Source organism: Clostridium cadaveris, assembly GCF_020911725.1.
GTDB lineage: Bacteria > Bacillota > Clostridia > Clostridiales > Clostridiaceae > Clostridium_X > Clostridium_X cadaveris.
Window position 1 is genome coordinate 3,509,776 of record NZ_CP076620.1, and the last position, 14,976, is coordinate 3,524,751.

Below are 14,976 nucleotides of genomic sequence, written 5' to 3' on the forward strand. Positions count from 1 at the left end.
TAAGTAAATCTAAAATGAAAGGAGGATGCTTATGAGTACCCTTATGTTTAAATCTTCTTCTCTAAACTACACCCCAGTAAGTAATGTTTTTATAGAAAAATACATGATTAAAGCTAGAGGAGAATTCGTCAAGGTTTACTTACTTCTTCTTAAATACAGTTTAAATGGAGAACCAGGTGTAAGCTCATCTATACTTGCTTCTGCCTTAAATCTCCTAGAATCTGATATTATGAATGCTCTTAACTATTGGAGTGACGAAGGCGTTATAAAATTAATATCCGTAGATAAATACGGTAATTATAGTATAGAATTTATGAATTTATCTAATGATGAGAATTCTTCCTCAAATAAAGATATCAATCTTTTGGAGGAACTAAACAAGAACTCTTTAAAAGATACTTTAGAGGAAATTGAAAGTCTACTTGGAAGACCATTATCTCCAACAGAAATGTCAACTTACATAAGCTGGCAAAACAATCTTGGTTTTTCACTAGAACTAATTCTTCTTTTAATACAATATTGCGTTTCAAAAGGAAAATATGATTCAAGATATTTTGAAAAGGTTGCTTTAGCGTGGCATGATGGAGGAATAAAAAATATTGATGAAGCTCAAAATTATATTAAAAAACATGAAGATAAATGGTCTAACTACAGAAAAATCTTAAGTTTCCTTGGAATAAAAGATGCTGAAATAATGAAACCTCAAGAAGAACTTCTTGATAAATGGGTGAATACTTGGGACTTTTCAGTAGAGGTAATTCAACAGGCTTGCAAAATATGTTTTGATAGACTTGGAAGAGCAGACTTTAAGTATATCGATGGTATACTTAATAGTTGGAAAAAGGATAATATAAAAACTTTGCAAGATATAGCTAATAAAGATACTAAAAAGTCTGTAACTAAAAAACAGAAATTCAATGCTTCTCCAATTTCTAAAGGTAACTTTAATAATTTTGATCAGAGAAGCTATGATTTTGAATCTTTAGAAAGAAAATTATTAGGATGGGATAAAGACGATGATTAAAGGTTATCAAGAAAAAGTATTAAAAATATATGATGACATAAGATACAGAGAACGAGAGGCTCTAAAAAATCGTAAAGAAGAAATATTCAAAAATCATCCTGAAATTATGGATGTAGAGCAATCTATCAGTAAGCTTTCTTTAGAGATCGCTATGACTTCCTTTAAAGACATTCCAAACAGAGAAGAAAGGCTTCAAAACCTTAAAAATAAACTTGAAGACCTTAGAGTAAAGAAAAGTGAACTTTTAGTTACTAATGGATATAATATGGACGATTTATCTCTGCACTATAATTGTTCTAAATGTAAAGATACAGGCTTCATAGGAGTGACTAAATGTAGCTGCTTTAATAAAAAACTTATTAACCTTTATTATAGCGACTCTCATGTTGCTGATATGCTTAGAGCCGAAAATTTTAATACATTTGATATCTCATTATTTAATTCACGTAAAAACGGCTCAGAAAAAGAAACTCCTAGAAGGAACATAGAAAACATCTATAGCAAGGCTTTGGCCTATGTGGATACTTTTAAACTTCATTCAGATAATCTTCTGTTTTATGGAAACTCTGGAACAGGTAAAACATTTATGACTCACTGCATAGCAAAAGAACTTTTAGATAGAGGTTTTTTGGTAGTGTACAGAACAGCAGAGGAACTGATAAAGGATTTAAGATCTATAAGATATGATGATAATAAGCCATTAGAAGAACTTATTTTTAATTCAGACCTTTTGATAATAGATGATCTTGGAACAGAAAACATAAATGACTTTTCAAAAGGTGAGCTTTTTAATTTAATCAACAAAAAGATATTAACTAAAAATAAAATGATTATATCAACAAATCTTACTATGGAACAGCTTCTTCAAACCTACTCTGAAAGAATAACTTCTAGGCTTCTAGGTAATTTTGATGTATCTAAGTTTTATGGTGATGACATAAGAATATGTAAAAATCTAAAAAGATTAAACGCTAGACTCTAGGAAAATCCTAGAGTCTTTATTATTTACTAAAAAAATTAGTTCATATATTGCTATCAAACAAGAGTGGAAATCAGTTTTTTGTGTCTGCTGTATACTTTTATTTATACTTATTATTAGTATTTTAGGTATATATGTCATTTTTACCCCAAATTTTGTTTATTATATATTAACTGGAATTATTGCAGGAATTGGCAGCAGTATAGCAATTAAGATATCTCCTAATAGTAGTATCTAACATAAGTTAGATACTTTATCATAAAAAAGACAAAATAAAAAAGCTTGGATAAAAATCCAAGCTTGGAGCTGGCAATAGGAGTCGAACCTACAACCTGCTGATTACAAGTCAGCTGCTCTGCCATTGAGCCATGCCAGCATATAAAATTGGCGACCTAGAAGGGACTCGAACCCTCGACCTCCGGCGTGACAGGCCGGCACTCTAACCAACTGAGCCACTAGGCCGTATATGGTGGGCACAACAGGGCTCGAACCTGTGACCCTCTGCTTGTAAGGCAGATGCTCTCCCAGCTGAGCTATGCGCCCATATACATTGGTGACTCCTAGGGGAATCGAACCCCTGTTACCACCGTGAAAGGGTGGTGTCTTAACCGCTTGACCAAGGAGCCATATGTGCACAAACACAAAAGTGTTTGTTATTTAAATATGTGATGGCGACCTAGAAGGGACTCGAACCCTCGACCTCCGGCGTGACAGGCCGGCACTCTAACCAACTGAGCCACTAGGCCGTATATGGTGGGCACAACAGGGCTCGAACCTGTGACCCTCTGCTTGTAAGGCAGATGCTCTCCCAGCTGAGCTATGCGCCCATATACTTGGTGACTCCTAGGGGAATCGAACCCCTGTTACCACCGTGAAAGGGTGGTGTCTTAACCGCTTGACCAAGGAGCCAGTTATTCATCACATTCATTTGTCATTTGTTCTTGCGAACCTGACATAGACTATAATACCGAAATTCTGCTTCTATGTCAACATATTTTTATAATTTTTTTCAAAAAACTTTTAGTTTTTTTACTCTATGATATAATTAATGATAAATCCTATTGATTTTATTAGACTCTATTTTAAATAAAGGAGATAAACTTATGAATCATCATGATGTTATAATTATAGGTGGCGGTGCATCAGGAGTTATGTGTGCTATTGCCTGCAAAGATTTCGGACTTGATGTTGTCCTTCTTGAAGGTACAGATAGAATATGCAAAAAAGTTTTAACTACCGGAAATGGTAGATGTAATATAACTAATAGTTCTATAAAAGAACCTTTTTTAAGTTATCACAGCAAAAATAATGACTTTTTTACAGACACATTAAAAAACTTTTCGGTAAACGATACTATAAATTTCTTTTCAATTTTAGGTCTTCCTCTAATAGAACTAGAGAACGGTAAAATGTATCCTCGTTCCCTTCAAGCTTCTTCAGTCATAGATATATTTAGAATGGCTTTAGATGATAGAGAAATACCTTTATACCTCAACCACAAAGTAAATTCAATAATAAAAACCAAAAAAGGTTTTACTTTGTCTATAAAAAATAGTGAGGACACCTTCAGTTGTAAAAAACTAATTTTATGTACTGGTGGAAAAAGTGCAGCTAACACAGGTTCTGATGGTTCTGGTTATACTTTAGCAAAAACTTTAGGCCACAATATAATAAATCCGCTTCCAGGTATCGTTCAGTTAAAGTTAAACTATCCTCATTTAAAAGCTCTATCAGGTGTGAAATTTAACGGTTGGGTAGATTTATTCATTAATGATAAACTTATTAGAAGAGAATTTGGTGAAATACTATTCACTGATTATGGAATATCTGGTCCTCCTATTCTTCAAATTAGCAGTAATGCATCCATTGCTTTAAGTATGAAAAAAAAGGTTCAGATAAAAATAGATATGCTTCCTGATATGGATGAAGATACTTTAATTAACTTTTTAGAAGGTCATTTTGGAATGTTTGGTCATAGAAGTGTTACAGAAAGCTTTATCGGAATAATAAACAAGAAGCTCATTCCAACTATTTTAAAGGAAGCTCATATATCTTCCCTTCATAAACCATGTTACGAGCTTGAGTGGGAAGAAAAATCAAACATATATAATCTTTTAAAATCATGGGCATTTGAAGTCAGTGATACTAATTCATTTTCTAATGCACAAGTTACAGTTGGTGGCGTAGATACTAGTGAAGTAAACTCTAATTCTCTAGAATCAAAGCTATGTAAAAATTTATTCTTCTGTGGTGAGGTCTTAGATGTAAATGGAGACTGCGGTGGCTTTAATCTTCAATGGGCTTGGAGTTCAGCCCTAGCGGCAGCTAAAGCAGTGAAAAATGATATCACTAATAATAAATAGTTTTATTTAGATATACAAAGAGAATGAGATCTTCTAACATGAAGGTCTCATATATTTTTTTACCCCAAAACCATAAAAGGCAGTAATACTTTAGGCTTTATCATCTTCAGCCTAAAATATCACTACCTAAAAATACTCTTTCATTTATAATAGCCAGCCTTAAAATCATTCCATCACCTTTTCACTCTTATCTATACAACTTCTCTCTCTTTTAAGTACTCTTCTAAAGTCAAAGCTTTATCATAGATTTCTTGTGCCACTTCTTTTCCTACATACCGCACATGCCATGGTTCATAAGCATATCCAGTTATATCTTCCTTACTCTTAGGATATCTTATTATAAATCCATATTTATAGCAATTATCTCTAAGCCATATTCCTTCTTTTGTGGTATCAAATTTCTCTACAAGCTCATTTTTTATGGAAGGAGTACTCAAATCTATGGCGAGTCCGGTTTGATGTTCGCTCATACCAGGTTTTGCACTATATTTATCTGCATGTGCTTTTCCCTGCATTTTTGCAGAATTGTTATATATATTATATTGAGAGTCAAAAGATCTAAATGCCGATACACCAACAAGCTTTAGTCCTTTGGATTGACTTTCCTTTATCATTGTCTCCAATGCATCTGCAGCTTCTTTTCTCATTTCCTTCTGCTCATTGTATCCCTTAAAACTAAATGGAATATTTAGTTCTCTTAAATCCTCAGGAATATAGTCACTATCTAAATCATTCTCCTTGTTAGCTAAAACCAAGATATCTTTGTTCTTTTCAATCATTTTAGATTTTGCATCTTCCTCAGATACAGGAGCGCTGGCTTCAATTTCAATTTCATCTTTTTGAACAACATCTCCATACTTAATCTCAACAGGATTTGCTGCTGTAGATCCAAAAATAAAGCCTACACAGAATACTAGAAATAATACTATTATCATATTTCTACTTTCTCTGTTTGGCTTAGGTACAACTTCTGCTATCACTATGACTTCCTCCTAAAGTTATTTTTCTTTAAGTATTGCCATAGATACAGAAGTTAAACCCTTTATTTATAAACTATATAAAGTTTTTAGTTAAATATTTTGCTATTCCATTATTCACATTACTATCTATTACAGTTCCGTGTGTTATTGCTTCTTTCAATTTTGGAAGGCAATTTCCCATTAGACAAGGATGTCCAACATTTTTAAGCATTTCATAATCATTAAAAGCATCCCCAAATGCTATAACATCTGATACATCTATATCTGTTCTCTTACAGTAATTTTCTAATGCTCTAAATTTTGATATTCCCTTTTCATTCACCTCTAAACATGATGGATGGCTAAATACTATTTCCAAATGCGGAAACTGCTCCTTCAAGTCCTTTTCCAGTTCAACAAGGCATTCATGATCTAAGCTTGAAAAGAATACTTTTAGGCACTCATGACCTTTAAATTCCTCGGAAGAACATACTCGACAAGGAGTACCTGTGCGCTTTCCAAGCTCATCCATAAACTCATCAAAAGTTGTCGTAATCCATTCATCTATAGTAAATCCATTTAAAGCTATATTGCTGCTATATTTACTTAAGTCTATATTTAGAAGCTTCTCTACACTATCTTTTGATAGTGGATGCTTACTTATTATATTGCCATTTTCATAAACTACTGCCCCATTACTACAGATACATAATATCTCATCACCTAGTGCATCTCTCACATGCTCTGTTTGAGAATATATCCTTCCTGTGGCTATTGCAAATATATTACCCTTTTTTACTACTTGTTTTACTGCATGCACTGTTTCTTTTGATACAATACCCTTTTCATTCAAAAGTGTACCATCTAAATCACTCACCATTAATCTCTTCATATATAATCTCCTTCATCTTATGCTATTTAAAATAATTACTCCCAAAATGATTCTGCTAAATTAACCTCTATGCCCTCATCACTTACAATTTTGTGTATATAGTGTCCTTCTTCCTTTTCTTCACATAAAGACCTAATTATATGACCATAATGAACTTCTTTCTTGTAAACCATCTTTAGTCTAATTAATCTTTTAGTCTTTACCACTTCTAATGGAATGGTTTCTATTGCCCAATCTATATACTTAGTGTTATTCACATGCATATTTGTATCTATATCACTATATCTAACTTTAAAATCTTGTTCAAAAGCTAGATTTTGCATTTCTTCTATATCATCCATTTCTATATTGAGACCCTCATCTTTGTTAGTACCATAAGCATCAAACATAACTTGAGGTATCCTTATAGCTCTCCTCTTTTCTGTGTTTATCAAAAGCCACATAGATATAGCCTCGCATAAAACTTCTCCTTCTTCATTTACAACCTCAAAAATTCTATAAGAATAGAATCTCTTTAATGCTACAGGTGTGGTGCTTATCTTAAGCTTTTCTCCATAGACAGGATACCTTATCATCTTTATATCCCATTTATAAAGAACCCATGCCATATTATTTTCATCTAGGAACTCTATCCCTACTCCCTCTTCATTGCTTTGAACCATGGCTACGTCACCAAAGTAGTTTACAAGTGAAGTTAGTAAAAGTTCCTTCCTGTAATTAAGGTCATGATAAAAGAACTCATACTCCTTTTCAAATCGTTTCCCCATCTTCCAACTTCCTTTCTGCATTAAATATTGTAATATTTTTTATACTTACTTTTATATTTATATCCATAAATATAGATTACTATATTTAATTCACAATAATTTAATTATACTATTTTAGATTTATATTTCTAACTATGATTTGTAAAGTTAATGTAAAATTCTTTGTTTTCTACCATTTACTATATTTATAGCATGTCTACAAATATAAAAAATAAGAACAGCAGTAATGCCATTCTCATTTTTTATATTATTTATTTCTCTTAACTTCTATAGTTTCAGATCTCTTTGGTCCTATAGAAACTATAGATATTTCTACGCCAGTAAGCTCTTCTATTCTATTTAAATATTTCTTTGCGTTTTCTGGAAGTTCATCAAAAGTCTTAGCATTTTTGATTTCTTCGCCCCATCCCTCGAATTCTTCATAGATAGGTTTGCATTTAGCTAAATCTTCTAATGATGCTGGGAAGTAATCTATAACTTTTCCTTCAAATTCATATCCTACGCACATCTTTATCTTATCAAGTCCTGCTAATGTATCTATCTTTGTTATTACAAGAGATGTTAATCCAGAAACTCTAACAGATGTATTTACGATAACTATATCTAACCATCCACATCTTCTAGCTCTTCCTGTAGTTACTCCATACTCATGACCTTGAGTTCTTATCCATTCTCCTGTTTCATCCTCAAGCTCTGTTGGGAAAGGTCCCTTTCCAACTCTTGTTGTATAAGCTTTAGTTATTCCTATTACTTCATTTACCTTGTTTGGTCCTATACCAGCTCCGCTGCTTACGCCTCCTGCTGTAGTATTAGAGGAAGTAACAAATGGATATGTTCCATAATCTATATCTAGAAGCATACCTTGAGCACCTTCAAATAAAATGCTATTATCTTCTTTTATCTCTTCATTTAATATTACAGAAACGTCTTTTACAAATGGTTTCACCTTTTCTGCATACTCTACATATTGGTTGTATATTGTGTCAAAGTCTAAAGCTTCTCCATCATATACCTTAGTTATATATTTGTTCTTTAGAGTTAGGTTTTCTTGAAGCTTTTCCTTTAAAACATCTTTATTGATAAGGTCGCAAATTCTTATTCCACATCTTTCAAATTTGTCTGTGTAGCATGGTCCTATACCTTTTCCAGTAGTTCCTATGCTGTTTGCTCCTCTAGCTTTTTCTTTTAAAGCGTCTAATACTTTATGATAAGGCATTATAACATGGGCTCTATCACTTATTATTAATTTTTCTGGAGTTATGCTTACGCCTAAACCTTCTAGATAATTTATTTCACTTAGTAATGCTTCTGGGTCAACAACAACACCATTTCCTATTATGTTTACTTTGTTATCGTATAATATTCCTGATGGTATTAAGTGAAGTTTATACTGTTTATCTTCTACTTCAACTGTATGACCAGCGTTGTTTCCCCCTTGGAATCTAACTACTACGTGAGCTTTTTCTGCAAGGTAATCTGTAATCTTTCCTTTTCCCTCATCGCCCCATTGAGCGCCTAAAACTACGAATGATGACATATTTTTTCGGCTTCACTGATTTTTCAGCTTTGCCTTTCCTCCTCTACTCTAAAGTATGTGCCTTATTATAATATTCCCTAAACCGTAAACTTTTACTATAACAATGACAGTTTATAATATCAAAAAAGATATAGGAAAGTCAATGATTTTGCATAGTTTCAAGATGTTATTAACAAAATTATAATTTTTTCAAATTTTTAACTTGTTTTATAAATGACTAAGTATTATTAAGATTAATTATATGTTATAATTACAAGTATATATCCGTTATACAGGGGAGGTGCGGCAGAATTGACTGCCAGATTATATGAACTTACCTAATATTTTAACAACCATAAGGTTACTTTTGATTCCTGTTTTTGTTTTAGTGTTTTTCTCTTATGGTACTCAAGGTCTTATTTACGGAGCGATAATATTTTTAATCGCAGGTTTTACAGATGTATTAGATGGTCACATAGCTCGTAAATTTAATTTAGTAACTAAATATGGCATAGTTCTTGATCCCTTAGCAGATAAACTAATGCTTCTAACTGTACTATTTTGTCTATCAGTTAAAGAAATAATACCTTTTTGGGTGTTTATAGTAATAGCTGTAAAAGATTTAAGTATGATAGTATCAGGAGTATTTTTGTACAAAAAGGACACCGTAATACCTTCTAATTTCTTTGGTAAGGCATCTACAGTACTATTTTATGTGGCAATTCTTGCAGAAGCTTTAGGATTCCATATTGGAAGTTATCTTCTTTATATAGCTGTATTAAGTGCTTTCGTAGCTCTAACAAATTACGCTATAATATTCTTTAAGAATAAAAAGCAAAAACAAGTTTGATAAATAATTTTAGATAGTAATTATGTTATAAATAAAAAAACTTAGCAGATAACTGCTAAGTTTTCTTTATTTTAAATCTAAAGCTGATTTTTCTTCATTTATTTTTATCACATTGTTTCTAGTAAAATTGCTGAACCTCTGTTTCAAAGTATCTTTGCAAATCATAGCTTGAGAAAATCCCCTTATCTGTTACAATTCCACTAATAAGATGTGGTGGGGTAATATCAAAAGATGGATATATTCCCTTAACTGTATCTAATGTATTCTTAAATCCACCAGATGATAAAACTTCTTTAGGATCTCTTTCTTCTATAATTATATCTGCTCCACTCTTTTTCCCTATATCAGGTATTCCTGTTACAAAATAAGGTATACCAAAGTGTTTGGCTAGTATAGCTATTTGTAAAGTTCCTATTTTGTTTGCAATATGCCCATCTCTAGCTATTGTATCAGCTGCAGAAGTGAATAAGTCTACATTTTTATTTTGCATCGTATATGCTACCATATTGTCTGTTATTACTGTGGTATCAAAACCCATTTGGCTGCAACAACTAGCAGTTAATCTTGCTCCTTGCAAATATGGTCTAGTCTCAGCACAATAAATTTTTATATCATTATTTCTTTTCTTAGCAGCTCTAAGCATCATTCCTATGATAGTCTCTCCAAAACATTGAGTCATTATTGTTCCGTTTTGAGGAAACATATCTGCAAGATATTCTCCTACCTTTTCCATTGTAGAATAACGTCTATTCAACGAATCTACAGTAGTATTAAAGATAGCTTCTGATGCATTCTTTCCTTGTGATAAAGCTTTTTTAGCTGCTTCTAAACAGTTATTAGTTATGATTCCCATACGATTTGCAGTAGTTGGTCTAGCATGTGATATATCATAAGAAGCTTTCTCAAGGAATTTTATTTGTTCTTCCTCTGTCTTATGTTCTATTTCATGAGCTGCTAAGGCCATTCCCATTCCTGCTGCTGTATATGGTCCTGCACTTTGGGTTACCATATCTCTAATAGCATAAGCTACTTCCATATATGTAGTACATGTTACAAAACGCACTTCTCTTGGATAAACTCTTCTATCAAGAATTCTTACCTTTCCACCTTCATACCATGCTACATTTTCATACTGTAACAAAAAAGCTAATCCTTCATCCATTCTTTTCATATATATCACCTTTTTCTATATTTATCATAACTTTTAAATGTTCTGTAAATTAATCATATGTCACTATTATGCTAATATTAAATTAAATCTCTCAGTTAAATCTTTTCCCATTGTAATCTTATATCTATCAGTTATTAAAGCAATACCCATCTTGATTAAAGCTCTTTCTAAAGGAAGTCTTTGTTTCATATCTTCAACGCTTGTTACTTCGATAACTTTAGAATCTCCTACTACTCTTCTTATCATTTCAGTTCCTGCATATCCCATGGAATCAGCCAATACTTCTTTAAGATAATTTTCTTTGAAATATTTATTGTATAGGTCAAATGTAACTACTAAATCATATTTCTTTGAAAGCTTATTTATAAGAAGATCAACAGTATCTTCTATGGTTTTTTCTATCCAATTTAAAAACTCTTCATTTTTATTGTCAGTATAGAATTTATTAGCCCAAGAGAAGAATAAGTTTCCTATAACATTACCTATATCATATCCCATAGGTCCATAAAATGCGAATTCAGGGTCTATTACCTTGATTCCTTTTTCGTTAGCAAAAATTGAGCCTGAATGAAGATCCCCATGAATAAGTGACTGTGCACAATTCATAAAGTTATTTCTTAGCATTCCAACTTCAGCTTTTAATTTTTCATTGTTATATAAATGCTCTTCAACAAATTCTTTATTTTCATCTATAATTATATTTCTATTTTTATAGTTGTAATAAGGCTCTGTAAAAACTAAGTCTTCACTAATATCACAAAGCTCTTTGTTTGTAAACTCTATAACTCTATCCTTCTTTTCTGCTCTACCTACTACTAAATCTGTTGTTGGAAGAAGGGTATCTGCTAGAAATGTAGATAGTTCTTCTGCTAAATGACTAAATGTCTTTCCATCCATAAGTTCTTTTCTTAAATTTTTATATTCTGATATATCTTCCATAGAAATTGCACACATAATTTCATCATAATGATGAACTTTAGGTATATATGTTGGTGCCAATTGTCCTTGTATCTTTAAAATTTCTGCTTCGATTCTGCTATGTCTAACATCTAAAGGTCTTCCAGAAGATCTTAAAAGAGTGTCTGCCTGCTTTATAATTAGAGATTTTCCTGTTTCAGGATTCCATATTTTAAATACGTAATTTATGTTTCCGTCTCCAATCTCTTTAGCTTCCAGCTTCTCATCAGGAGCGAAATATTTTACTACATCTTTAGAATAAATTTTTGCTTCTTCTGTATCCATTAAAAAATGCTTACAATATTTATCCATTTTATTTTCCTCCTATCAAATCACAAATTTTCTCTTACTGTAAATTAGTTTCTAATTGTTTTGCGTCTTTTTTCTTAAATTTAGGCCATCCAATAATTATAAATATAGTACCAAATATAAGCATAAGTATACAGTACCATACATAAGGCATTATTGACATAGGTGAGATTTTTGCAATACCTCCTGCCACTAATAATTGTCCAGCATATGGAAGCAATCCATTAAATGCTGATGAGAATAAGTCAAGAATACTTGCAACCCTTTCTCTAGCGATTCCAAATTTATCAGCTATTTCTCTAGCAATAGGACCTGTCGCAATTATTGAAATTGTATTATTTGTAGTAGCTATATCTAGTAAACTTACTAAAGCAGCTATACTTAATTCTCCGCCTTTTGCTGTCTTTGTTTTTCTAGTTAACTTTTCAAGAAGCCAATCTATTCCGCCTAGATAGTTCATTAAGGCTACCATACCACCTACCAGTATCGCTATAAGTGACATATCTTCCATCCAAGTCATACCTGTATGTATAATACCTAAAGAAGATATCAATGTAAAATCTCCATGTATGATTCCTATTATAATTCCTGAAGCAACACCAAGTGTCATAACTGTTATAACATTTAATCCTACTAATGATAATACTATAACTACAACATAAGGAATAAGGTTTACAATATTAAAATTATATACTGATTGAGTTATAGGAGTAGATGCTGTTTGCATAGATAATAATATGCAGTTTATAATTACCGCTGGTAATACCATAAGTATGTTAGCTTTAAACTTTGATTTCATAGATACTTCTTGTGTACGAGTGGCTGCTATTGTAGTATCTGAAATAAATGATAGGTTGTCCCCAAACATTGCACCGCCTACAACAACTCCACTAACTAAGGCTATATTAAATCCAGTTTTATTAGCAATATCTACAGCTATTGGCATTAATGCTGCTACAGTTCCCATTGAAGTTCCCATTGAAAAACTTAATATACATCCTATTAGAAATAATCCTGGTAGTATTAATTTAGAAGGTAATATTGAAAGTCCTAGATTAGTGACAGATTCTACTGCATGCATTTCATTAGCTATACCATAAAAAGCTCCTGCAAGTAAGAAGATTATTACCATTAAAATTAATGTTTCTTCTCCGCCGCCTTTACAGTACATTGATACTCTCTCATCAAAAGTAGTTGGTTTTCTTTCTCCTGGTTTTTTTAGTGCTAGTCCAATACCAGATGCTATCATAATTCCTATCATAAGAGGCATGTTATCAAAGCTACCTGTAAAAATACCCGTGCTCATATAAAGCACTAAAAAAACTATTAATGGTAGAAGGCCTAGAAAATTCCCTTTTTTATTTGAGTTTTGTTCCATATTGTTAATCTCCCCTTTAAATAAACTTATTTATTCACGTCATCAGCCTGAAGTTAAATTTTGCTTAAAACTTATAATTTAAAATAATATAAACGTTGTCATTATTAATTTTATTTATATTTTATAAATGTTGTTTTTGGACTTATTTTATAGAAAATTGTTGATCAACAAAATCATTTACTCGTTTAACAATTAATTATTAAAGTTTACTCAAGTATAATAGGAGTTCCTGATGTCTTAGCATAATAATATATCTTTGCAGCATCCTCCACATATTCACTTGCAGTGTATGCCTCGTCCATATTTTTTCCACAGCTTATAGTACCGTGGTTTGCTAATAAACAAGAATTTCTATCTTCTAAATAAGGAAGTATCGCATCTCCTAATTCTGCGGATCCTGCAGGTTTGAAAGGTGCCACTTTGATATCTCCTCCCAAAAACGGTTTCATCTCTATTAAAATAAGAGGGATATCCTGTCTAGTTACAGCAAAGCTAGTTGCAAAAGGTGAATGCGTATGAACAATTGCATTGATATTAGGATACTTTTTATATATAGCCAAATGCATTTTCCATTCTGATGATGGTTTTTGATTTGGGTTTTTAGTTACTCCATTGCCTTCAACTTCAACTATATCTCCTTCAACCATTGTGTCGTAAGGAAGACTACTTGGTGTTATAAAGAAGCTGTTATCACTGCTATCTATCTTTCTCATACTTATGTTTCCGCTAGTTCCTGCTACTAATTTCTGATTATAAAGTTTTTTTGCGGCTTTTAGCACAATTTTGTTTTCTTCCATTTTTCCGCCTCCTTTCTATACGTCATGTCAACAATATACAACATTTTCTTTCAAAAGTAAATATATTTATGTGAGTTTTTGATATATTTTTTTGTTTTTTGTTGTTTATATTGTTTTATTAGGTCTTTTATATTGTTTTTATTTGGTTTGTGTTATATAATGTGTTTATTCGTTTAACAATTAATTTTAGTTATTAAGGAGACCCTGAAATGTTGAAAATTGATAGACAAAGTAAGATACAAGAAGAGCTTAATTCTAATGGTAGTGTTTTAATATCTGAATTAAGCCAGCAATTATGCTGTAGTGAAGAAACAATTAGACGTGATTTAAAAGAAATGGAACAAGACCATAAATTAGTTCGAATTCATGGTGGTGCATATCTCCCTGAGAAATGTACAAAAGGAATTCCATTACAGCTTAGACAAATCTATTTCGTAAAAGAAAAGACAATGATGTCAAAACATATTATTAATACTTATATAGAAGAAAATGATTTATTACTGTTAGACTCTAGCAGTACATGTTTAACATTAGCTCAAGAATTAATCTTGGCTAATATCAATGTTACTATAGTAACTAATTCATTAAAAATTTGTAACCTATGCAATGAAGCTACTTCAAACGTTAAAGTTGTATGTCTAGGAGGAACCTTGGTTACAAGAAATAGTTCTTTTGTTGGTTACAGAACCACTGAAGCTCTACAATACTTTGTGGCAGATAAAAGTTTTATAAGCTGCCCTTCTGTAGATATAAACTATGGACTTGTTGACAATAATGTCAATGAAGGTATGGTTAGAGCATGTATGCTTAAGCAATCTAGAAAAAACTTTTTGGTAGTAGATCACACCAAGTTTTCAGAATCAACAAATTCTATCTTTGCTGATTTAAGCAATATAGATGTGATAGTGACTGATAAAAAGTTAAGTTCTAATTGGGAAGATAAGTGTTCATCTCTAAACATTAAATTAGACTACATTTAATAAATAAGCTCCATTTACATAGCTTACTATAATT

The 14,976-nt window shown here is 31.7% G+C and carries 13 protein-coding genes and 7 tRNA genes; 5 read left to right on the plus strand and 15 right to left on the minus strand.

The features are described from left to right. Window positions 1-31 precede the first annotated feature (31 nt). Window positions 32-1,024 carry a DnaD domain protein gene (locus KQH81_RS16945; RefSeq protein ID WP_027639305.1) on the plus strand — a complete coding sequence of 331 codons (993 nt, stop codon included), beginning with the start codon at window positions 32-34 and terminating at the stop codon, window positions 1,022-1,024. Next, window positions 1,017-2,006: an ATP-binding protein gene (locus KQH81_RS16950; protein WP_230028532.1), complete on the plus strand. Its 990-nt coding sequence runs from the start codon at window positions 1,017-1,019 to the stop codon at window positions 2,004-2,006. The genes KQH81_RS16945 and KQH81_RS16950 overlap by 8 nt, the downstream gene beginning before the upstream one ends. Window positions 2,007-2,304: 298 nt before the next feature. Here KQH81_RS16950 and KQH81_RS16955 read toward each other — a convergent pair. From KQH81_RS16955 to KQH81_RS16985, 7 genes are all read right to left on the minus strand, one after another. Next, window positions 2,305-2,379: transfer RNA gene (locus KQH81_RS16955), tRNA-Thr, on the minus strand. A 9-nt stretch (window positions 2,380-2,388) separates the two neighbouring features. Continuing rightward, window positions 2,389-2,465, minus strand: a tRNA-Asp gene (locus tag KQH81_RS16960). A 5-nt stretch (window positions 2,466-2,470) separates the two neighbouring features. Continuing rightward, window positions 2,471-2,546, minus strand: a tRNA-Val gene (locus tag KQH81_RS16965). An 8-nt stretch (window positions 2,547-2,554) separates the two neighbouring features. Further along, window positions 2,555-2,629 (minus strand) — tRNA-Glu (locus KQH81_RS16970). 43 nt (window positions 2,630-2,672) lie between these two features. Continuing rightward, window positions 2,673-2,749 (minus strand) — tRNA-Asp (locus tag KQH81_RS16975). Between the two features lie 5 nt (window positions 2,750-2,754). Continuing rightward, window positions 2,755-2,830 (minus strand) — tRNA-Val (locus tag KQH81_RS16980). A 7-nt stretch (window positions 2,831-2,837) separates the two neighbouring features. Further along, window positions 2,838-2,912, minus strand: a tRNA-Glu gene (locus KQH81_RS16985). A gap of 194 nt (window positions 2,913-3,106) precedes the next feature. Between KQH81_RS16985 and KQH81_RS16990 the strand changes: the two genes are divergently transcribed. Beyond that, entirely contained in the window at window positions 3,107-4,366 is a 1,260-nt protein-coding gene (locus KQH81_RS16990) for a BaiN/RdsA family NAD(P)/FAD-dependent oxidoreductase (protein ID WP_178310886.1), read from the plus strand. 191 nt (window positions 4,367-4,557) lie between these two features. Here KQH81_RS16990 and KQH81_RS16995 read toward each other — a convergent pair whose 3' ends face one another. From KQH81_RS16995 to KQH81_RS17010, 4 genes are all read right to left on the minus strand, one after another. Further along, window positions 4,558-5,346, minus strand: coding sequence for a M15 family metallopeptidase (locus tag KQH81_RS16995; RefSeq protein WP_178310888.1), 789 nt, complete (start codon window positions 5,344-5,346; stop codon window positions 4,558-4,560). 73 nt (window positions 5,347-5,419) lie between these two features. After that, window positions 5,420-6,217, minus strand: coding sequence for a Cof-type HAD-IIB family hydrolase (locus KQH81_RS17000; RefSeq protein ID WP_230028534.1), 798 nt, complete (start codon window positions 6,215-6,217; stop codon window positions 5,420-5,422). A 35-nt stretch (window positions 6,218-6,252) separates the two neighbouring features. Then, complete coding sequence (locus KQH81_RS17005) at window positions 6,253-6,984, minus strand: acyl-[acyl-carrier-protein] thioesterase (RefSeq protein ID WP_027639310.1); 732 nt, start codon at window positions 6,982-6,984, stop codon at window positions 6,253-6,255. A gap of 247 nt (window positions 6,985-7,231) precedes the next feature. Beyond that, window positions 7,232-8,521 carry an adenylosuccinate synthase gene (locus KQH81_RS17010; RefSeq protein ID WP_074845638.1) on the minus strand — a complete coding sequence of 430 codons (1,290 nt, stop codon included), beginning with the start codon at window positions 8,519-8,521 and terminating at the stop codon, window positions 7,232-7,234. A 307-nt stretch (window positions 8,522-8,828) separates the two neighbouring features. On the opposite strand from KQH81_RS17010, the gene pgsA reads away from it, so the two are divergent. Continuing rightward, window positions 8,829-9,350 carry a CDP-diacylglycerol--glycerol-3-phosphate 3-phosphatidyltransferase gene (gene pgsA, locus KQH81_RS17015; protein WP_074845635.1) on the plus strand — a complete coding sequence of 174 codons (522 nt, stop codon included), beginning with the start codon at window positions 8,829-8,831 and terminating at the stop codon, window positions 9,348-9,350. A 118-nt stretch (window positions 9,351-9,468) separates the two neighbouring features. On the opposite strand, the gene KQH81_RS17020 is transcribed toward pgsA, so the two are convergent. From KQH81_RS17020 to KQH81_RS17035, 4 genes are all read right to left on the minus strand, one after another. Next, the gene (locus KQH81_RS17020; RefSeq protein WP_074845633.1) at window positions 9,469-10,521 is read right to left on the minus strand and encodes an S-methyl-5-thioribose-1-phosphate isomerase; all 1,053 of its coding nucleotides are present in this window, start codon (window positions 10,519-10,521) and stop codon (window positions 9,469-9,471) included. A gap of 66 nt (window positions 10,522-10,587) precedes the next feature. Further along, a complete protein-coding gene (mtnK, locus tag KQH81_RS17025; protein ID WP_074845630.1) occupies window positions 10,588-11,790 on the minus strand; it encodes an S-methyl-5-thioribose kinase in 1,203 nt (400 codons plus the stop codon). A gap of 34 nt (window positions 11,791-11,824) precedes the next feature. Then, on the minus strand, window positions 11,825-13,165 hold the full coding sequence (locus KQH81_RS17030; protein WP_027639315.1) for a Na+/H+ antiporter NhaC family protein: 1,341 nt from the start codon (window positions 13,163-13,165) through the stop codon (window positions 11,825-11,827). 206 nt (window positions 13,166-13,371) lie between these two features. After that, complete coding sequence (locus KQH81_RS17035; protein ID WP_027639316.1) at window positions 13,372-13,962, minus strand: class II aldolase/adducin family protein; 591 nt, start codon at window positions 13,960-13,962, stop codon at window positions 13,372-13,374. 209 nt (window positions 13,963-14,171) lie between these two features. Here KQH81_RS17035 and KQH81_RS17040 point away from each other — a divergent pair, with 209 nt between their 5' ends. Then, entirely contained in the window at window positions 14,172-14,942 is a 771-nt protein-coding gene (locus KQH81_RS17040) for a DeoR/GlpR family DNA-binding transcription regulator (protein WP_027639317.1), read from the plus strand. Window positions 14,943-14,976: the final 34 nt, after the last annotated feature.